This is a genomic window from Thermococcus sp. AM4 (assembly GCF_000151205.2).
Lineage (GTDB): Archaea > Methanobacteriota_B > Thermococci > Thermococcales > Thermococcaceae > Thermococcus.
On the sequence record NC_016051.1, the window covers coordinates 1,872,532 to 1,890,766 of the forward strand.

The 18,235-nt window shown below is 56.6% G+C and carries 19 protein-coding genes; 14 read left to right on the forward strand and 5 right to left on the reverse strand.

What is annotated here, in order from left to right:
* Window position 1: 1 nt before the first annotated feature.
* A complete protein-coding gene (locus TAM4_RS10260) occupies window positions 2–1,327 on the reverse strand; it encodes a sodium:proton antiporter (protein WP_014123157.1) in 1,326 nt (441 codons plus the stop codon).
* Between the two features lie 46 nt (window positions 1,328–1,373).
* On the reverse strand, window positions 1,374–1,976 hold the full coding sequence (locus tag TAM4_RS10265; protein WP_014123158.1) for a hypothetical protein: 603 nt from the start codon (window positions 1,974–1,976) through the stop codon (window positions 1,374–1,376).
* Window positions 1,977–2,069: 93 nt separating this feature from the next.
* Here TAM4_RS10265 and speB point away from each other — a divergent pair, with 93 nt between their 5' ends.
* Window positions 2,070–2,927 carry an agmatinase gene (speB, locus tag TAM4_RS10270; RefSeq protein WP_014123159.1) on the forward strand — a complete coding sequence of 286 codons (858 nt, stop codon included), beginning with the start codon at window positions 2,070–2,072 and terminating at the stop codon, window positions 2,925–2,927.
* A gap of 2 nt (window positions 2,928–2,929) precedes the next feature.
* Here the strand turns inward: speB and TAM4_RS10275 are convergent, their stop codons facing one another.
* Window positions 2,930–3,400 carry a hypothetical protein gene (locus TAM4_RS10275; RefSeq protein ID WP_014123160.1) on the reverse strand — a complete coding sequence of 157 codons (471 nt, stop codon included), beginning with the start codon at window positions 3,398–3,400 and terminating at the stop codon, window positions 2,930–2,932.
* Between the two features lie 83 nt (window positions 3,401–3,483).
* Between TAM4_RS10275 and TAM4_RS10280 the strand changes: the two genes are divergently transcribed.
* From TAM4_RS10280 to TAM4_RS10340, 13 genes are all read left to right on the forward strand, one after another.
* A complete protein-coding gene (locus TAM4_RS10280; RefSeq protein WP_014123161.1) occupies window positions 3,484–5,202 on the forward strand; it encodes a chloride channel protein in 1,719 nt (572 codons plus the stop codon).
* A gap of 9 nt (window positions 5,203–5,211) precedes the next feature.
* On the forward strand, window positions 5,212–6,477 hold the full coding sequence (locus tag TAM4_RS10285) for a TIGR00375 family protein (protein WP_014123162.1): 1,266 nt from the start codon (window positions 5,212–5,214) through the stop codon (window positions 6,475–6,477).
* Between the two features lie 90 nt (window positions 6,478–6,567).
* Window positions 6,568–6,816: an AbrB/MazE/SpoVT family DNA-binding domain-containing protein gene (locus TAM4_RS10290; protein ID WP_237702093.1), complete on the forward strand. Its 249-nt coding sequence runs from the start codon at window positions 6,568–6,570 to the stop codon at window positions 6,814–6,816.
* 41 nt (window positions 6,817–6,857) lie between these two features.
* Window positions 6,858–7,817, forward strand: a complete 960-nt coding sequence (locus tag TAM4_RS10295) for a thiamine-phosphate kinase (protein WP_014123164.1) — start codon at window positions 6,858–6,860, stop codon at window positions 7,815–7,817.
* A gap of 25 nt (window positions 7,818–7,842) precedes the next feature.
* Complete coding sequence (locus tag TAM4_RS10300; RefSeq protein ID WP_014123165.1) at window positions 7,843–8,232, forward strand: helix-turn-helix transcriptional regulator; 390 nt, start codon at window positions 7,843–7,845, stop codon at window positions 8,230–8,232.
* Window positions 8,229–8,510: a MazG nucleotide pyrophosphohydrolase domain-containing protein gene (locus TAM4_RS10305; RefSeq protein ID WP_014123166.1), complete on the forward strand. Its 282-nt coding sequence runs from the start codon at window positions 8,229–8,231 to the stop codon at window positions 8,508–8,510. Before TAM4_RS10300 ends, TAM4_RS10305 begins: the two co-directional genes overlap by 4 nt.
* 68 nt (window positions 8,511–8,578) lie before the next feature.
* A complete protein-coding gene (locus TAM4_RS10310; RefSeq protein ID WP_014123167.1) occupies window positions 8,579–9,463 on the forward strand; it encodes a lysylphosphatidylglycerol synthase transmembrane domain-containing protein in 885 nt (294 codons plus the stop codon).
* A complete protein-coding gene (locus TAM4_RS10315; protein ID WP_014123168.1) occupies window positions 9,436–10,581 on the forward strand; it encodes a glycosyltransferase family 4 protein in 1,146 nt (381 codons plus the stop codon). The genes TAM4_RS10310 and TAM4_RS10315 overlap by 28 nt, the downstream gene beginning before the upstream one ends.
* Window positions 10,574–11,296 (forward strand): polysaccharide deacetylase family protein, encoded by a 723-nt coding sequence (locus TAM4_RS10320; RefSeq protein WP_014123169.1) that lies wholly within the window; start codon window positions 10,574–10,576, stop codon window positions 11,294–11,296. Before TAM4_RS10315 ends, TAM4_RS10320 begins: the two co-directional genes overlap by 8 nt.
* A 24-nt stretch (window positions 11,297–11,320) precedes the next feature.
* Window positions 11,321–12,370, forward strand: coding sequence for an AmmeMemoRadiSam system radical SAM enzyme (gene amrS, locus TAM4_RS10325; RefSeq protein WP_014123170.1), 1,050 nt, complete (start codon window positions 11,321–11,323; stop codon window positions 12,368–12,370).
* Entirely contained in the window at window positions 12,370–13,161 is a 792-nt protein-coding gene (locus tag TAM4_RS10330; RefSeq protein ID WP_083820430.1) for a hypothetical protein, read from the forward strand. Before amrS ends, TAM4_RS10330 begins: the two co-directional genes overlap by 1 nt.
* 70 nt (window positions 13,162–13,231) lie before the next feature.
* Window positions 13,232–15,109 (forward strand): S-layer protein, encoded by a 1,878-nt coding sequence (locus tag TAM4_RS10335; RefSeq protein WP_014123172.1) that lies wholly within the window; start codon window positions 13,232–13,234, stop codon window positions 15,107–15,109.
* Between the two features lie 23 nt (window positions 15,110–15,132).
* Entirely contained in the window at window positions 15,133–15,786 is a 654-nt protein-coding gene (locus TAM4_RS10340) for a hypothetical protein (RefSeq protein WP_014123173.1), read from the forward strand.
* A gap of 5 nt (window positions 15,787–15,791) precedes the next feature.
* Here TAM4_RS10340 and TAM4_RS10345 read toward each other — a convergent pair whose 3' ends face one another.
* Both TAM4_RS10345 and TAM4_RS10350 read right to left on the reverse strand, forming a co-directional pair.
* Window positions 15,792–16,370 (reverse strand): TATA-box-binding protein, encoded by a 579-nt coding sequence (locus TAM4_RS10345; RefSeq protein WP_014123174.1) that lies wholly within the window; start codon window positions 16,368–16,370, stop codon window positions 15,792–15,794.
* Between the two features lie 102 nt (window positions 16,371–16,472).
* Window positions 16,473–18,176 carry a DUF505 family protein gene (locus TAM4_RS10350; protein WP_014123175.1) on the reverse strand — a complete coding sequence of 568 codons (1,704 nt, stop codon included), beginning with the start codon at window positions 18,174–18,176 and terminating at the stop codon, window positions 16,473–16,475.
* Window positions 18,177–18,235 lie beyond the last annotated feature (59 nt).

The following is an 18,235-nucleotide window of genomic DNA, read 5'->3' on the forward strand; positions in this document are numbered from 1 at the left end:
CTCATCCCCCGCCCCTCTTCCTGCTGTGGAACTTCTTCACGCGGTCCTCAACGGTCTCGGGCTCCAGGAGCACGTTTCTGAGCAAGGGCACCCATAGGGTTTCGGTTATCACGGAAGCGAGCACAGTTATAACTGTGACAGCCAGTATGACCTCACCCCAGTGAACGGTTAGGGTGTTTCCGCCGTACTTAATCGCGAGGCTGAGTGGGAGCGATGCAAGCGCCGAGGGCACTATTCCCCTGGGGCCCTCTAGGGCAATGAAGAGGTACTTCTTCGCACCCCACCACTTGATGATTGGCAGCGCCGCTATAGGTCTAGCCACTAGCATTACGAAGTACGCCACAAGGAGTCCTTTGATGAGGTTTCCGGTGAAGATGTCGAGGTTCAGGCTGGCGCCGAGCAGGAAAAATATGAAGAGCGTCGCTATCGCCGAGAGGCTCTCGTTGAACTCGACCTCCAGCTTTATTGCCTTGAGCACGCGGTCCATGATATGAATGTTTCTGACCCGCCCGAGAACCTTGAAATTGCCCAGGACGAGCCCCGCCACCGTTGCCGCGAGGTACCCCGAGGCATCGAGCTCTTCTCCGACGAGGAACGTCAGAAACGCCAGACCGAGGGCGAATATCTCCACCTCCGGGAACTCCAGGATCTCGGCCTTCTTCATGAACCAGTACCCGAGAAGCCCCATGACTATTCCCACCGCAATCGAGGTTAGCAGCTCGTAGAGGAAGTAGAGAACGCTGGCACCGTACAGGCCCACGTGTCCGCTGAGGACGTAGAACACCTTGGAGACCGCTTCGGGGTAAAGCATCGCAACGGCCACCGTTGTCAGGACTATGCCGAGGGGATCGTTGAAAATCGACTCGGTGACGATCGTTGTCTCTATGTCCTGTTCAACGCGGTACTGGCGGAAGAGGGGTATGAGAGTCGCCGGATCGGTTGCGCTTATTATCGCTCCGAAGAGAAAACCGACGAGGAAGGGTGCACCGAAGAGCCAGGAGAAGAACCATCCCGCGAGCAAAGCGGTCAGAAAGACGCCGAGGGTGTCGAGGATCAGTATTGTTTTTGAGTTCCTCCTCAGGAGCCTCCAGCTCAGGTTGTGGCCTTCGGTGAACAGGATTATCACGAGACCGAAGACCCTGAGGTAGTCAAAGAGCTCGTGCGCCAGTTCCCGGGGCACCATGCTGGTTATGGGACCTATCGCGATCCCGAGGAGGATGAAGAGAGGCACGTAGGAGATGTTGAACCTCCTGCCTATTATCATCGCCAGAACGCCGAGCATGAGAACGGCGACGAGGAGCCTCGCAACGATGTCGATTGGAGCCATGTTACCACCGCCGAAAATTCTTCAGTCCGCTTTTAAGCCTTCCCTCTCAGAAGTACCCCCTGTCGTCCTCCCCAGACATGGCCCGCTTTATCTCGTTCAGGAGGGCCTTAGCCTCTTCCTTCGTCATCCCGACCTTCTTTACGAGGAAGTTCATGATCTCCGCCTCGCTCATGCCCCTCTGCAGCCTCTCGATGATCATCATGCTCAGCCGTTCGAAGATGGCCTCCTGGAACTCCTCCGTGAGCCCGAGCGAGTCCATCAGGACGTTCATCCCAACGAGAAGGGCAGTTAGTGCGTCGTTGAACTCCTCCTTTCCAAGGCTCTTCTCGTCGAGATCAACCCTCAGCGTTACCTCGTCGTTCATCCCGCTGAGCGTGAACTTCAGCATGTTCATGCGCTCGTTCAGAACGAGGAGCGTGTGATAAGTCCTGATCCTCTCTTCAAGCCTCATGGCTATCGTTTCTATCCCCGAGGGGACCGCCAGCCTTATGAAGCCATCGGCGAAGACAACGTTGAGGGTGAAGGGAATCTTCGGATGCTCTGCAACGTAGTGGTTCTCCCCAACCTTCTTGACCTCCCAGGGAAGGTCGACTATGTCCTCCGCATCGTCCCTACCGCTCCGGAGCCACTCCAGAACTGCCTCGACCAAAATCACCACCGTAGAAACTACGCCCTTCGGGGTAAAATAGTTTGCCCATAAAGCTTTTTTGGCCTTCGCCAATCCATGCCCGGTGGTGTAGAGGTGGAGTTCCTGTACACGTACGAGGCCTTTAAGCTCGAGCTTCCCCTCGTTCCTCCTGAGCGAGCGGACTTCGTTATCCTCGGGGTGCCCTTCGACGGCACAACCAGCTACAAGTCCGGAGCGCGCTTCGGGCCGACGCTGATAAGACAGGCCACGCTGAACCTGGAAACCTACGTTCTTGACTACGACGTGGACGTTTCGAGCGTGGGGGTGGCGGACATAGGCGACGTTGCGGTTGTGGCGGGGAATCCTCGCGAAACCGCGGACAGGGTTAGGGAAACCGTTGAGGAGCTGAAAAAAGCGAATCCCCGCGCGATACCGGTACTCCTCGGCGGCGAGCACTCCCAGACGCTTGGGGCCGTTGAGGCATTGAAGCCAAAAAGCTACGTGGTCTTCGATGCTCACCTCGACCTCAGGGACAGCTACGAGGACAACCCCTACAACCACGCCTGCGTCGCCAGGAGAATAGCCGAGCTGGGCGTTAGAGAGGCAATGTTCGGGATAAGGAGCGGGACGAGGGATGAAGTTGAATTCGCCGAGAAAAATGGAATTCGATGGGTTCACGCCAGGGACTACGGCTTCGATTCCTTCGTGGATCTCGTTGAGCCCCTTCCGGAGCCGGTTTACCTCTCGGTGGACATAGACGTCTTTGATGTTTCAATGGTTCCGGACACGGGAACGCCCGAAGCCGGAGGCCTGAGGTTCTGGGAGGTAATAGAGGCAATCGAATGGCTCACGGCCAACAAAAGGATAGCGGGCTTCGACATAATGGAGGTTGCGGGGGAGAGGCTGGGGAACCCAACCGCCCTGACGGCCGCGAAGCTGCTGTTTTACTTCCTGGCAATGATGAAAAGGTGAGGTCAGCCGAAGAAGGCTCCCATCATGTCCATCTGCTCGTCGCTCATGGACTTCACTTTGAACTCGGGCATCTCTCCCTTGAGCCTCTCGTACTCTTCCCCCGTTATCTCCTTCGCCTCGCCGTTCTCGACGAGGTAGAATATCCCGTAGTCAGGGTCGCGGTAGGCCACGAGGAACTTCCCGACCTCGATGTCGTCGAAGTTCACGAAGATAACGTTTCCTCCTGTGTAAGGTCTCTTGCACTTGAAGGGGAAGCTGGAGGAGTTGAGCATCGCGTCGCCGAGTGCCTGGTTGGCCTTCTCGCCGTTTATCTCTGTCCAGAATGGCCTTCCCTCGAAGTCGCCCTCGACGACGATGAGGAACCTCTGGCCGTCGAGCTCGACTATCGGGGCTCCCTTCTCCTGCAGTATCTTGAAGAGCTCGCCGATGGTTTCCGCGTTTCTCAGGGAAGAGACGAATCCCTCAACCTTCATGCCTTTCACCGAGCCTACTTGCCGGTGGGGGTATAAAAACCTGCTGGCGGAACGCTTTTTACCTCAAGGCACTAACTTTTTTCATGACGTGGGGCAGGGCGTACGTGAAGAAGTGGACCGTTGTCATAATATTCTCGATCACGGCCGGTGTAGTTGGCGGTCTCGGGGCCGTCATGTTCAGGCTCATGATACGTCTCAGCCATGAGTTCTTCTTTGGCCGGCTCTTTCCCCTTCTCAGTCATCCCATTGGAGGTTTGGATCTGGGCTACGTTCTCCTGCCCGCAATCGGCGGGCTGTTCGTTGCCCTGCTCGTGGTTCGATTTCCCGATATCAAGGGGAACGGCATCCCCGAGGTCATAGAGGCTGTCATCTTCAAGGGCGGCATGATAGGCGGCGTGTTCGCGGTGACGAAGATAGTGGCCACCTCCATAACCATCGGATCCGGAGGCAGCGTCGGCAGGGAGGGCCCCATCGGGTTCATCGGGGCAGCTTTAACCTCCGCCTTCGCGAGGTGGTTTGGACTGTCCAAGGAGATGCGCAAGCTCCTCGTAACCTGCGGACTCGCGGCTGGAATAGCGGGAACCTTCAACACGCCCCTGGCCGGGGCCATGTTCGCCCTTGAGGTCGTCTATATGGGTGCCTTCTCAATAAACCTCGTTCCGATATTCATCGCCGCGGTTACTGGCAACGCCGTTACCCTCGCGATCCTTAAGAGGGCATTTGAGGTCGAGATACCCGGTGGAATAGGGCACACCCTTCCCGAGCTCCCCTTCTTCTTCGTCCTGGGGCTGTTCCTCGGAGCCCTGGCCGCTTTTTACGTTCGTTTCCTCTACCGGGTTGTCGATGGCTTCGAGAGACTTCCCGTTCCTGGGATTTTCAAACCGGTCATCGGAGGCTTGGGCGTGGGCTTTCTCGGGGCATTCTTTCCGAACTACGGCATCTTCGGCGTTGGTTACGAGGGCATGAGCATGGCCTTCTACGGGAAACTTGCGGTATGGCTTCTCCTGACCCTGGGAATCCTGAAGATGCTGGCCACCGCCCTCACGATCGGCTCGGGCCACAGCGGTGGCGTCTTCGCTCCGAGCCTCTACATAGGCACGATGTTCGGTTCGGCCTTTGGCATGCTCCTGGCTAAGATCTTCCCGTCCCTCGGGGCCACGCCAACGGTCTACGCCCTGGCTGGAATGGCGGCTTTCTTCAGCGGAATGACCCAGGCCCCGATAACCCAGATCCTCATGGTGACGGAACTGACGAGGGGCTACGCCGTTCTACCCGCCGTCATGACGTCCGCGACCATGGGCTTCCTAACCGCGAGGTTCTTCCTGAGGGGCGACTCGATATACACGATAAAGCTCACCAGGAAGGGGTACAGGATAAGAACCGGCAAGCCGGTTATCCTCGAGACCATACCGGTCGGCGAGATAATGAGCAGGGATCCGGTTTACGTCTACGAGGATCAGACCCTCCTCGACGTTGAGCACCTCGTTTCCGAAACCGGGCACGACTGCTTCCCCGTCGTTAACAGAAACCTTGAGGTCGTCGGGATAATCGGGATAAAGGACTTCATAAAGCGACCGACTGCTGTTAAAAGGCTCCGCGTTGGCAGGTTCCTGCGGAAGGATTACGCGGTAACGTACCCGACCGAAACGGCTGAAGTTGCCCTCGAGAAACTGATGGCGTACGATCAGAACCTCCTCCCGGTTGTGAGGGGGCCGAACGACAGAAGGCTCATCGGTGTCGTGACCAAAAGGGACATATACACCGCCTACTACCGCGGACTGGAGGGAATGTACATAGACTGAGGTGGTCCCATGCTCGTTGACGCCGACCTTCACCTTCACTCCCGCTACTCCAAGGCGGTCTCAAAGGCGATGACGATACCCAACTTGGCTCAAAACGCGCGCTTCAAAGGGCTTGGCATAGTTGGAACGGGCGACATACTCAACCCCCACTGGGAGGGGGAGCTCCTCAGATACGCCAAGAAAGTCGATGAAGGGACCTACGAGCTGAGGGGAGTTCGCTTCCTCCTCACAACGGAGGTTGAGGACAACAGAAGGGTTCATCACGTCCTGATTTTCCCGAGCATTGAGACGGTTCGCGAGATGAGGGGAATACTAAGAAAATACTCAAACGACATCGAGACCGAGGGCAGGCCCCACCTGAGCCTCTCAGCGGCTGGAATAGCGGATATAGCCAACGACTTCGGCGTTCTAATCGGCCCCGCCCACGCCTTCACCCCCTGGACGAGTCTCTACAAGGAGTACGACAGTTTGAAGGAGGCCTACGGAGGGGCTAAAATCCACTTCCTTGAGCTGGGTCTCTCGGCCGACAGCGAGATGGCCGATATGATAAAGGCCCACCACAGATTAACCTACCTCAGCAACAGCGATGCCCATTCACCGATGCCTCACCGCCTTGGGCGGGAGTTCAACCGCTTCGAGGTGGAGGATGCTACCTTTGAGGAAATCCGGAAGGCGATTCTAAGGCGCGGCGGAAGGAGAATCGTCCTGAACGCTGGTTTGGACCCCCGTCTTGGGAAGTACCACCTGACGGCATGCTCCCGCTGTTACGCTCACTACTCCCTCGGCGAGGCGAAGGCCTTCAAATGGAAGTGCCCCAAGTGCGGTGGTCGGATAAAGAAAGGCGTAAAGGACAGAATACTCGAGCTGGCCGATACGAAAGAAAGGCCGAAGGACAGGCCGCCTTACCTTCACTTAGCTCCCCTCGCCGAGATAATCTCAATGGTCATCGGTAAGGGGGTTGAAACCAAATCCGTCCGGCTGATATGGGAGCGCTTTTTGAGGGACTTCGGGAGCGAGATCAGGGTTCTCGTCGACGTTCCAGTCGGGGAGCTTGCCAACGTTCACGAGGAAGTTGCCAAGGCTATATGGGCCTACCGCAGCGGGAAGCTCATCGTTATCCCCGGCGGTGGCGGGAAGTACGGAGAGATAAAGCTCCCAGAGGAGATAAGGAACGCTAAGATTGAGGAGCTCGAGAGCGTTGAGGTGGAAGTTCCCGAGGAGACCGAGAGACCGAGGCAGAGGAGCATAACGGACTTCCTCAAGGTTGCCAGGTGAGATTGGCAGGATTCGTGAAAAGTTGCTAAACGTGATTGGCAAGTTTGCACGAAAGGGTAATAAGTAAGAAAGTGGGAAATTCCTACGGTGATGGGAGTGGAGGTGGTGAAAGTATCCACCAAGGGGCAGGTCGTCATACCCAAGGAAATCCGTGATGCCCTTGGGATACGGAACGGGGACTATCTCGTCGTGATGGAGAAAAACGGCTACATCGTGATGAAGAAGCTGAGCGTTGAGGACGTTTTTAAAGAGGGTGAGGAACTCGCAAAGACCCTTGAAATCACGAGGGAAGACGTAATCAGGGCCGTGAGGGAAGTGAGGTATGAGGATTCTACTTGACACAACCACTGCTTCAAAATCTTAAAGCCGGGTGAGTTCGAATGAGGGAATCCGAAATCATCGAGCTCTTCCTCAGGCACCTCAAACGACAGGGCGACCTGCCCCTCGGGGACGATGCAGGGGCTCTGAGACTCGGCGATAGATGGCTCGTCGCGACCAACGATATGCTCGTCAGGAAAACGGACGTGCCCGATATAATGACTCCCGAACAGGTCGGATTCAAGGCAGTAACGATGAACGTGAGCGATATAGCTTCGATGGGAGCGAGGCCAATAGGCTTTCTCTTCTCGCTCGGGATTCCGGGGGATTTGAGTTCGGACTACCTTGAGGGGATTGCTAGGGGGATTGGAGAAGCCCTCGACTTCTACGGTCTTCCCGTTCTGAGTGCAGACACCAACGAGGCAGACGACCTCATCATAGACGGTATAGCACTGGGGCTTGCGGAGCGTTTGCTAACCCGTTCTGGGGCCAAGCCGGGTGAGCTGGTCTGCGTTACCGGCGACCTGGGGAGGGCTTTGGCGGGATACCTCGTCTGGAAGAACGGACTCGAGGTGAGCGACGCAGTTAGAAAAGCCCTCTACGAGAAGTTTTTGGAACCAAAGGCGAGGGTCGAGGAGGGAATGGCCCTCTCGAAGGTGGCCAGCTCTGCCATAGACGTCAGCGATGGCCTCGCGAAGGAGCTTTACCTCCTCGCGGAGATGAGCGGAGTTGGAGTGGAGGTTAGGCCCGAGAGTATTCCGCTGGGTGAGGGCGTTGAAGAGGTCGCCGGACTTTTGGGCCTCAATCCGGTTGATGTTGCCCTTGCGAGCGGGGAGGAGTTCGAGCTGGTCTTCACGGTTCCGCCTGAGCTCGTTGATAGCCTGGACTTCAGTTTCTCCATCATAGGCCGCGTCACCGCCGGAAGGGGCGTTTACCTCGTCGATGACTCGGGCAAGAGAGTTATGCCCAGGCTCGGGTGGGAGCACTTAACCGGATTTCAGATGAAAATTTTATATAGCTGAAGGCGAGTTAGTATCGGTGGTCGGGATGAAGGTTAAGGATCTGATAAACATGCTGTCGGACAGGCAGAGGAAGAGCGTTGAGAGCTGTGTTGAGCGGTGCGACCTCATCGATCCCGAGGAGGAGATACCCACCGAACTCCCGAGGGACGTGGTTGAGTTCTCCAAGATCATAGCTAACCCCATCAGGGCGTCGATCCTCAAAATGCTCAGCAACAGGTGGCTCTGTGTCTGCCTGATCTCAAAGGCCCTCGGCCAGGATCAGACCCTCATAAGCCATCACCTGAGAACGCTGAAGCGGTTCGGTCTTCTCCACGAGAGGAAGGAGGGCAAACTGCGCTTTTACAGGACGAACAGGGAAGCACTCGAGCGTTACCTTGAGAAGCTGTCGGCCGAGCTGCTGGGTGGTGAAACTTGAAGCTCCAGGGTGAAGTTGACGAGCTCATACGGGCTTTGGGAGGCTACTGGAAGCCCTTTGAGATGCTGGCGGCCCTACTTGAGGAAACGGGCGAGTTGGCGGAGGCCATGCTGGCCATTGAGGGGGTCAAGGGGAGGGGTTCGAGGGAAAACCTCGTTGAGGAGATAGGCGACGTTCTCTTCGCCCTCGCCTGCATAGCCAACCATTACGGTGTGGACCTTGAGGATGCCCTAAGCATGACCATAGAGAAGTACCGGCTCCGTTTCGATGGGGATTGAAAAAAGCTTTATAACGGCGACACCTTTTTACCTTTGCGAGGAGAAAAGAAGTTAACGGGGGAGCTTGGATGGTGCTTGAAAACTTTGTCCAGAGCGGCGCGAAATACCTTGGGGTTCTCCGTCACGTCCCCCTCCACTACCTTCTCCTCGCGATAGGCACCTACTACGTGAGCGTCTTCCTATACACCGTGAGGTGGAAGCTCATCCTCGACAGGATTGGAAAAAAGCTCCCCCTGCTCGACCTCTTCAAGATCTTCATAGCCTCGATCTTCGTGAACAACGTCACGCCCACGAGCAGGAGCGGCGGTGAGGTTCTCCGCATAACGTGGGTCTCAAAGAAGGCCAACCTGCCCCTTGGAGTTTCTGTCGCAAGCGTCGTTTACGAGAGGCTCCTCGAGGCCATTCCCTTTCTCTTCCTCATGCTCCTCGCCGGGGTTTACGTGGTTCCCTCAAAGCTGCCCCTCCTTGTCCTGCTCCTCCTCGCGGCCGGGGCGATGTGGTTCAGGTGGGACCTCGTCGTTGGGCTGTTCCTCAGGATCACCAAGACCCAGATAGACGACGCCGGAATGGCCGAGCTCTCAAAGCTGAGGAAGTCCGTTCTCGTGACGGGTGGCGGTGTGGCCCTGAGCACGGCCGTGTGGGTGCTCGATGTCATAAGGTTCAAGCTGATAACGATGGCCTTCGGGCTTTCCCTCCCCTGGGGCCTTCTCGTCGCCGTTTCCGTTGTGAACATGCTCCTTGGCCTGATGTCCTTTACACCTGGTGGAGTCGGCATCATGGAGGGCGGTTTGATAGGTGCGATGATACACTTCGGAATTCCCCAGCTCTTCGCGGTTTCAATAACCCTGCTGGAGAGGTTCATATCGTACGTCCTGAGTACAGTGGTTGGAATGGGGGTCCTCCTCCTTTCCGGAGGGTCTGAGATATGGAGAGCCTTAAAATCGCGCTGGTGAGCGACTGGTACTTTCCCAAGCTCGGCGGCGTTGCCGTTCACATGCACGATCTCGCCCTCTACCTCCGCAAGAGGGGTCACGAGGTTGATATAATCACGAACGACCGCGTAACCGGTAAGGAGGCCGAGCTGAGGGACAACGGCATCGGGTTAGTTAAGGTTCCCGGTTACACCTTCGGGAGCGTTGGAATCAACATGACTGTCTTCTCCAGAAACGCCTCCCGCCTCATCCCTTACGTGCAGGACTACGACGTCGTTCACGGGCAGCACGCCTTTACTCCCCTGGCCCTCAAAGCCGTCTCCGCCGGCAGGAAGGCGGGCAAGGCTACGCTGCTGACAACGCACAGCATAAACTACGAGAACTCCTCCGCGATCAGGGCATTAGCGAGGATAACGTTCCCCTACTTTCGCTACTACCTCGGCAACCCCCACAGGATAATCGCCGTCAGCAGGGCCTCCAAGGACTTCATAAGGCGCTTCACCCGCGTCCCGATCGAGGTCATCCAGAACGGCGTCAACGTGGATTTTTTCGATATTCCCCTCTCCAAGGAGGAGGCCAAGGAAAGGCTGGGCCTCGGCGAGAGGGTAATCCTCTACGTCGGCAGAATCGAGCCGAGAAAGGGGGTCAGCACTCTGATCAACGCAATGAGGCACGTTGACGGAACCCTTCTGATTGCCGGCCAGGGAAGCATGCTCCCCCTCCTCAAGGAACGCGCAAGGCTCCTCGGCATATCCAAAAAGGTACGCTTCCTCGGCAGGGTGGAGTACTCAGAGCTTCCCCTCTACTACCGCGCGAGCGACGTTTTCGTGCTCCCGAGCCTGAGCGAGGCCTTCGGGATAGTCCTGCTTGAGGCGATGGCCAGCGGGACGCCGGTCATAGGGACCAGTGTGGGGGGGATTCCCGAGATAATCGATGGATGCGGCATCATAGTGCCCCCTGGAAACGCGAAGAAGCTTGCAGAGGCGATAAACCTCATCCTGGGCAACCAGAACATCGAGAAACGCTTCGGGCGCCTCGGAAAGAGACGGGTGGAGAAGGTCTACGACTGGAACGTTGTCGTCGGGAAGATCGAGGCCCTCTACCGCGACGTCCTCAACGAGGTGGCGGAGAATGGCTGAACTCGTAATGCTGACCTTCGACGTTGAGCAGGACTGTCCCCCCTTTGCGGAAACCAGGAGGGGCATGGAAGAAGGTTTGCCGAGGGTGATGGATCTCCTCGAGGAGTTCAAGATCAGGGGGACTTTTCTCTTCACCGGCAGGATCGCGGAGGAGTTCCCGGAGCTGGCGGAGCGCGCTGGAAAAAAGCATGAACTCGGCTGTCACGGTCTTGAGCACGAACGCTTTGACCGGCTTCCCTTTGAGGAAGCGAGGCGGAGATTAATGGAGGCGAGGCAGATTCTCTCCCGCTTTTCCGAGCCGGTCTCTTTTCGAGCTCCCAACTTCCAGTTTCCGAATAGCTACTACCGCATCCTGGCCGAGCTCGGCTTTAGGGTTGACTCGACCAAGGCCCGCCACAAGGGCTGGCGAGAGGGCGTAACCGAAATCAACGGCGTTCTCGAAGTTCCCGCCACGACGACCTCCATAGTCACGCGCCTCCCGTGGAGGATGCAGGAGAGGTTTCACAGGAAGTTTGAGAGTCCGGTCGTCTACATCTTCCACCCCTGGGAGTTCGTGAGGATGCCCAAGCGCTTGAGGCCCGACTGCTGGTTTGGGACCGGGGAAGGTGCTCTTGAAAAGCTCAGGAAGCTGATTGAGTTCCACCTCGATAACGGTGCGAGGTTTTTAACGCTCCGGGAGTTCTATGAGGAATACCAAAAGCTTAAACGTGGGTGAACTGACTTCTTCTGGGTGAGAGCCATGAAGGAGGCCCTTTACTGGGAGCCCTTAGAGGGGGGTAAGGTTCGCTGTAAGCTCTGTCCCCTTAACTGCATCATAAACGAGGGCAAGAGGGGTTCCTGTAAGATTAGGAAAAACATCGGTGGAAAACTTTACACGCTCAACTACGGCAAGGTTTCGGCGATAGGAGCCGATCCGGTGGAGAAGAAACCGCTCTTCCACTTCTGGCCCGGCTCGTGCGCGCTCTCGATAAGCACGGTCGGCTGCAACATGCACTGCAAGCACTGCCAGAACTGGGAGATAAGCCAAGCCGACGAGAGCTTCCCCTACCTCCACGACATGAGTCCAGAGATGGTCGTTGCCATAGCGAAGCGCTACGGCTGTGAGAGCATAGCCTACACCTACAACGAGCCGGTAATCTGGTACGAGTTCGTCCTTGACACTGCTAAACTTGCGAAGAAGGAAGGAATTTACAACCTCCTCATAACCAACGGCTACATCAACGAGGAGCCTTTTAGAGAGCTCGCGCCCTACATCGACGCGATGAACATCGACATCAAAGCCTTCAGCGACGAGTTCTACATGAAGATAGCCGGAGTTCCGAGCGGTGAGCCGAGCAGGAGGACGGCGGTTATAGCGAAGAAAGACTTTGGAATCCACGTCGAGTTAACGTATCTCATAATCCCGACGCTCAACGACAAGGAGGAGGAAATACGGGCCTTCGTCCGCTGGGTTGTCAGCGAGCTTGGCGACGACACGCCGGTGCACTTCTCGCGCTTCTTCCCGCACTACAAGCTCCTCCACCTTCCACCGACACCTCTCGAAACGATAGAGATGGCCTACCGCGTTGCCAAGGAAGAGGGCCTGAAGTTCGTCTACATCGGCAACGTGCCGGGACACCCGGGTGAGCACACCTACTGTCCGCGTTGTGGAAGGCCTTTAATCGTCCGCTACGGCTTCGAGATCACCGAGTACAATATCACCGAGGACGGAAGGTGTAAGTACTGCGGTGAGAGAATCCCGATAGTCGGCACCTACAGGAAGAGGCGCTATCCGGGGATGTGGTGGTGATGCTTGAGGCCATCCTCTACTTCGAGGCCCTCGGGCGAACGAGGCTCGCGGTTGAGGACAGAGTTAGAAGAACCTCCCGCGGACTTGAGGAGTCCGGGTTGAAGGTGAAGCGGCTCGATGCTGGAGAGGTCATCGAGGATCCCGAGCTGGATCCCCTCCGCTTCTCGGCCCTCCTTGAGGCGAGGGTCGAGGGTGAACTGGATGACCTGATCGGGGTGGTTGCGGAGTACGGCCCGACCCTCGTGGAGATCCTCCGGCCGGGCAGGCTTGAGCTCCAGGCTGATTACCTCTCCTCGCTTCTGCTCAGGCTCTCGAAGAAGGTTGGAGACCTCATCGGTGGAAACGCCTTTGTGCTCCCTCCACTGAACCTTAAGGAGATCCCCGTTCCCCCGGTGGGCTTTGACGAGGAAGAGCTCTGGGAGGCTGTCTACCAGGGAAGGGGAATACTCTACAGGCTTTCCCTTCGCCTGCCCGAGGAAATCGACCGGGATACGCTCTTGAGGCTTTTCCTCATCGAGGGTTGCGGCGTCAACGACATCGAAGTTCGGGGACTCGACGGTGAAAGTGAGTTCAGGCTTGAGGTGGTTTCCCCCTTCGAGTCGCTCTTCGCAGTTGCCTTCAGGTACAGGCTCTCCTCGCTGAGCATCGTCGAGCCGGAGCTCCTTGACGTTACCGCCCCCGAGCTCCAGAACGCCCTCAGCGACCTCGGCTCCTTCGTCAACTCGGTACTCATGGGAGAGGATCTTCAGAGGGCCTACGAGAGGGACACTTTTTCCTTCAAGCTTGTTTGAGGGAGTCGAAAAGTATATGAGGTTGAAGGAGAAGGTAGGAGATGACGCAGGAGAATAAGGGGGTATGCTGATGAAACTACTCCGAAAAAACGTCACCAAGGCCTTTGCCCTCCTCCTGGGGGTTATGTTCCTCCTCTCGATCGGCGGTGCGTCGGCCGGTTCCAACTACATCGTACCCACCGGCCTCAAGGACATCAGCAACGTCCCGAGGAGCTTCTTCGTTAAGCCCGACGGAACACCGAACGTGAAGATAGTCGTTGGGAGCTATTCCAAGGCGGAGGACGTTGCCAGCGCCGCCGACATAGCTGCAGCACTCGGGAGCATCCTCTACAAGGAGGAAGAGGCCAAGAACATAGCCGTCAAATTGAGGAAGGCCGGTGAAACCGACGTCGCCCTCGAGCAGGTTATATACCGCTACGATTACCAGACCATGACCGTCGATCACGGTCTGCCCTACAACAGCGGCCTCGTGAACTGGTCGAAGTCCTACGATGAGCTTCCCGCCGACTACTGGTTCAACGGGGCCTCATACACCGCCAACTACTCAACCTGGGCAAGTTCCTTCTCGGCCCAGTTCAAGGTCAAGGACAGCGATGCGGTCAACGGTGACTACCTCTACGGCTGGGATATAGAGATCAACGAGCTCTCACTCCTTCCCATCGACCCGGCCGACTGGAAGGGAATCGCCCCGCCAAAGCAGGCGGATATCGAGATACCCTCGAGGAGGATAGTCGTTTCCGTCGATTACACCCTCTACAACTACACCGTGAAGAAAATCAAGGTTGTGAGGGAGGCCTACCCCGAGTGGGGAGTTCCTGAGAAGACAGTGGTGGTGAACGAGAGTAGAATAGGCAACTCAATCGACGTTGAGCTCGACAACGGAACGATCGTCGGTGTCATAAGCCCGGGCGTTGGGGCCGGGGACGAGTTCACCCTCCTCGGAACCAAGTACCACGTCTTCTCCATCGGAAGGGGCAGCTTCACCGCCGGTGAAGTGCTCGGCACCGGCTGGTTCGCCCAGAACGAGAGCAAACTCCTCGGAAACAGCAGGTGGGAGATCACGCTCATAGGTGCCGATCCGCTCCAGGAGAAGGCCATAGTGACCGTTAAGGACACCAAAACCGGCGAACTCTACGGACCCGTTGTTCTAAAGCTCGGCGAGCCCAAGAACGTGGTCGTCTCGGGCGACACCGTTGAGCTCCAGCTCAAGCTTGAGGCGCTCTCCGAGAACCTCATCCTCGGCAAGATCGCCCAGATAAGCGGCTACGGTAACATAAAGACGTACTCGAGCGGAACATACGTGGAGTACAACGATCAGAGATGGATAATGAGCGTTGATTCCGACGGCAAGTACATCAAGAGGATCAGCATGACCAACGAGGACGAGCTCATAGGCAATCCCCTCGACGTTCTGGGGATATACACGATCAAGTACTCCTTTGACATGAGGTCCCTGAACGAGAAGGATGTGGACTTCGACATCAACCGCGATGGCAAAATAACGGACACCAGCTTCGTCGTCGCCAAGGCGACCATCACGATACTGGAGAACCATCCGAAGATCCACGAGCTGGTCCTCTCGGTCGGGGACAGGATCCCGGGCACGGACTACGTTATCTCCGGCGTTGAGGGCGTCAAGAACATCGTCCTGAAGACCCCGACCCAGCCGATAACGATCCTCGATACCGAGGTTAACTTTGTGAACCCGACCTCGAACTACATCCTCGTGGGATCCAACAGGGCCAACCTGCTCACCTCGATGATCTTCGGCCACTACCACCTGCCCGTCGACTTCAGGGTCTGGTTCGGCGAATACCCGGTCCTCGGATACATCCCGCACTGCGACCTCCTCAAGGGCAGGGGAGTTATAATAGTGGCCGGCTCGACACCAAAGGCCACGAGAAAAGCAGCGACGATACTCATGCAGTACATAGCGGGCCTTTCGTGACCCTTTCCTTTTTGGTGGTGGAGATGGCCAGAAGATACCTCCTGGCGACTTTCTTTTTTGCAGTCATTCTCATCGGTGCACTCGTTCTCAACTCCTGGTATTCCTCCTATACGTCCCTTTTTCGCTCGGATTTTCCCTCAAAGGTCCTGATCGAGAACGAGGGGGTAAGCGTTGAGGCATATCTCCCCGGCGATCCCCTCGCCCTCGTTAACGCGACCCTTTACCATCACTACGATCGGGTCACGATAATCCTCGGCAGCGGGGACACGAAGGACTACTGCGACAGGACAGGGAGGTGTCAGTTCAGAACGCTCGCGGCGGTGGAGGTTTCGTGTCTGGCTGGCAAGCTCATGGGCTCTTACTACTACGAAACGGCCAGGGAGATGGGCTACAACGACTCGGAGGCGAGGAGGTTTGCCCTTGAGCAGGTCTCCAGACGGGTTAGCTCGGGAAACTGGCTTACGTTTTCGCTCAAGCTGGCGATAGGCAGGGGAAAAATCGGAAACGAAAGGCACCTGCTGATAATCCTCAGGGGTCCCCTCGATGGGGCCGTTGGAAACAGGATTTACGTCCCCAGAAAAGGGGTACTCGTTCTGGAGGCGCTGGACGATAAAACCCTCTACCGGGAGGCCCTTCTGATTGAGGGAATAACGGGAATAAGCTGCTCAAAAGGTTAGAGGAGTTACCACTCCTCCTCTTCCTCCCCGATAAGGCCGTACTTTTCGAGCTCACGGAGGAGCTTCTTGACCGCTTCCCAGGCGTCTTTCTCGCTCTTTGCGCCCGAGCAGACGATCTTACCTGAGGAGAAGAGCAGTATAACAGCCTTCGGGTCTTTGGCACGGTATATGACACCGGGGAACTGCTCTGGCTCGTACTCACAGTTTGGCAGGCTTAAAGCTACCGCGTCGAGGTTGAACTCCATGCCGATGTCGCCGCTGAAGACCATGTTCTGGATGTCTATCTGGGGCGGTCTAGTGAACTTCGTTCCCACCTTGGTCTTCAGCATCTCGGTGAGCTTTTTAACGGCCCTCTCGATGTCCTCAACGCTTTTAGCACCGGTGACAACGAGCTTCCCGGAGCTGAATATCAGCAGTGCAACCTTGGGATCCTCGAAGCGGCAGATTATGCCGGGGAACTCCTCCGGGTTGTACTTCGAGTTGGGGCATATCTCAATAACCTTCTCGAGGTTCAGCTCCGCGAAGAGATCAACAGAAGCGACTATGTTCTCAATTCTGAGCTTTACGTTACTTATATCGACCAAGGCCAGCACCTCCAGCCGGTGGGTTTAAAAACCCCTTTATAAATGGAGGCGGTCGCTTTTTAAAGCTTTATGCTCAAAAGGGAACATCGAAGAAGAAAAAGTTCAAAGGTAGGCCTCAACGAGGACCTTTCCTGCCTCCGTCAGGCTCTTGCTTCCGAGGAAGCCGAGCTGGCGGAGCATCGTTAGGGCCTTCTTTATTTCGTCGTCGCTGAGGCTGAGGTGCTTCCTGATGACGTCCACTTCCTCCATCTTGTAGCCCTTGATCTCGCTCTTCTCCTTCCAGATTCTGTTGAAGGTCTCAAGGTTCTCGTAGATTACCCTGAGCACGTTGTAGAGGGTCGGCGTGACGCTGAACTTGACCTTGACTATCTCCTGGAGCTTGGCGTTCTCGAGGGCGGTCTTAACTTTATCTCCGAGTTCGGTCAGTTTGACCATACCGTTCTGGAGCTCGACGACGAAGCCCTTCGCTTCCGCCTCGCCGATTGCCCTGATGATTTCCTTCTCGTCTCCGCCAACGTAGTCCTTGACCAGCTCAACCAGCTCATCCCTGTGGATGTACTTCTTCCTCGGGGTCTTGGCGAGTATCGCCGCGTCGTATCTGGTGAGGAACGGCTTCCTCTTAATCGAGCGACTGAGCTTGAGGTAGAACCTGCCCTTGTCGGTGACGCCGACCTTGACGACTCCCTCCTCCTGGGCCTTGATGACCCACTCGGCTATGGGCACGTCGCCGCTCTCGGCATAGGTTACCGCCTTCATGGCATCGGGACTGACGGTTCCGAAGTTTATGGCCTCTTTACCCCACTCGGTGAGCCAGTAGGTGTCCTTGTTCTTGACGAGCTTCCTCTCGACCAGCTCCTTGCTCTCAAGGAGGTGCAAGATAGCTCCAAGGTCCTCGACCTCAACGCGCCTGGCAATTTCCTTCTCCGTTGGCAAGATGTCGGGGTTGGTCTCGTACTTCTTCTCAATCTCCCTGATGGCCTTGAGGACCGCAAGTCCGTCGTCGAGCAGGTAAATCGGGAGAACCTTCTCCTCAACCCTGCCCATCGCCTCGTAGGTCTCCATCACGGCCTTTCCGAACTCAGTTGTGCCCTTCTCGTCGGTGAGTCCCATGCTCTCAAGCTCGGCGTTGCTCCTTCCGGCCTTCAGGGCCTCGAAGTCCTCCTTCCTGAGGACTATCGCCCTCGCAAATACCGGAATCATGCTGACGGCTTTGAGGGCGAGCTTCGCCGCGGGAGTGGTTGCGAAGGCCCTTCCCTTCTCGGTCGGCGGTGAAATCAGGAGCAGGCGCATCGCCTGGAGGGCGTTCACGATGTTGTCGCCGTAGAGCTTTGAGTTCTTGTAGGTTACAAGTTCATCGAGGGTTCCGATTTTCGGCATTCCCCTGAGGAACGAAACTATCTCCGGGGTCAGGTAAACGACGGGGTGGGTCTCGCGGTAGAGCTCGAGGAGCGCCTTTCCGAACTCGGTGAGGCCGTTCTCATCGGCGAGCTTTCTCTCCTTCAGCTTCTCGAGCCAGCTCTCGGGGACCTTTCCGGTCTCATCGAGGAGCTCATGCATCTTCATTATCTCGGTATCGGCTATGACCTCCGGAAGCTCGTCGAGGTTCAGGGAGTCGCTTATCTCGAGGAGCTTCCTTCCGGCATCGGTGAGCTTAATCTTTCCGCCCTCAAGCTCGGCAAACCCGAGAATGTAAAGCTCGATTGCCCTTATCTGGAACTCCTCCGGCAGTTTGGCCTCAATCTCGGCCTGGCTCTCGGTCTTCTTCATTTCCCTGAGTATCTCAAGGTGCCTCTTCTTCAGATACATGTCATCACCCCTCCTTTCTCATTTCGGTCTTTTAAAAAGGCTCCGGGATTTTTAAAAAC

Bases quoted from the DNA above. Each gene is read 5' to 3' on its own strand.
- TAM4_RS10315 (WP_014123168.1), top strand. From the start codon at position 9,436: ATGGAGAGCCTTAAAATCGCGCTGGTGAGCGACTGGTACTTTCCCAAG.
- TAM4_RS10295 (WP_014123164.1), top strand. From the start codon at position 6,858: ATGAGGGAATCCGAAATCATCGAGCTCTTCCTCAGGCACCTCAAACGA.
- TAM4_RS10300 (WP_014123165.1), top strand. From the start codon at position 7,843: ATGAAGGTTAAGGATCTGATAAACATGCTGTCGGACAGGCAGAGGAAG.
- TAM4_RS10350 (WP_014123175.1), bottom strand. From the start codon at position 18,176: ATGTATCTGAAGAAGAGGCACCTTGAGATACTCAGGGAAATGAAGAAG.
- TAM4_RS10275 (WP_014123160.1), bottom strand. From the start codon at position 3,400: ATGAAGGTTGAGGGATTCGTCTCTTCCCTGAGAAACGCGGAAACCATC.
- TAM4_RS10280 (WP_014123161.1), top strand. From the start codon at position 3,484: ATGACGTGGGGCAGGGCGTACGTGAAGAAGTGGACCGTTGTCATAATA.
- TAM4_RS10335 (WP_014123172.1), top strand. From the start codon at position 13,232: ATGAAACTACTCCGAAAAAACGTCACCAAGGCCTTTGCCCTCCTCCTG.
- TAM4_RS10290 (WP_237702093.1), top strand. From the start codon at position 6,568: ATGGGAGTGGAGGTGGTGAAAGTATCCACCAAGGGGCAGGTCGTCATA.
- amrS (WP_014123170.1), top strand. From the start codon at position 11,321: ATGAAGGAGGCCCTTTACTGGGAGCCCTTAGAGGGGGGTAAGGTTCGC.
- TAM4_RS10310 (WP_014123167.1), top strand. From the start codon at position 8,579: ATGGTGCTTGAAAACTTTGTCCAGAGCGGCGCGAAATACCTTGGGGTT.
- TAM4_RS10320 (WP_014123169.1), top strand. From the start codon at position 10,574: ATGGCTGAACTCGTAATGCTGACCTTCGACGTTGAGCAGGACTGTCCC.
- TAM4_RS10260 (WP_014123157.1), bottom strand. From the start codon at position 1,327: ATGGCTCCAATCGACATCGTTGCGAGGCTCCTCGTCGCCGTTCTCATG.
- TAM4_RS10330 (WP_083820430.1), top strand. From the start codon at position 12,370: ATGCTTGAGGCCATCCTCTACTTCGAGGCCCTCGGGCGAACGAGGCTC.
- TAM4_RS10340 (WP_014123173.1), top strand. From the start codon at position 15,133: ATGGCCAGAAGATACCTCCTGGCGACTTTCTTTTTTGCAGTCATTCTC.
- TAM4_RS10285 (WP_014123162.1), top strand. From the start codon at position 5,212: ATGCTCGTTGACGCCGACCTTCACCTTCACTCCCGCTACTCCAAGGCG.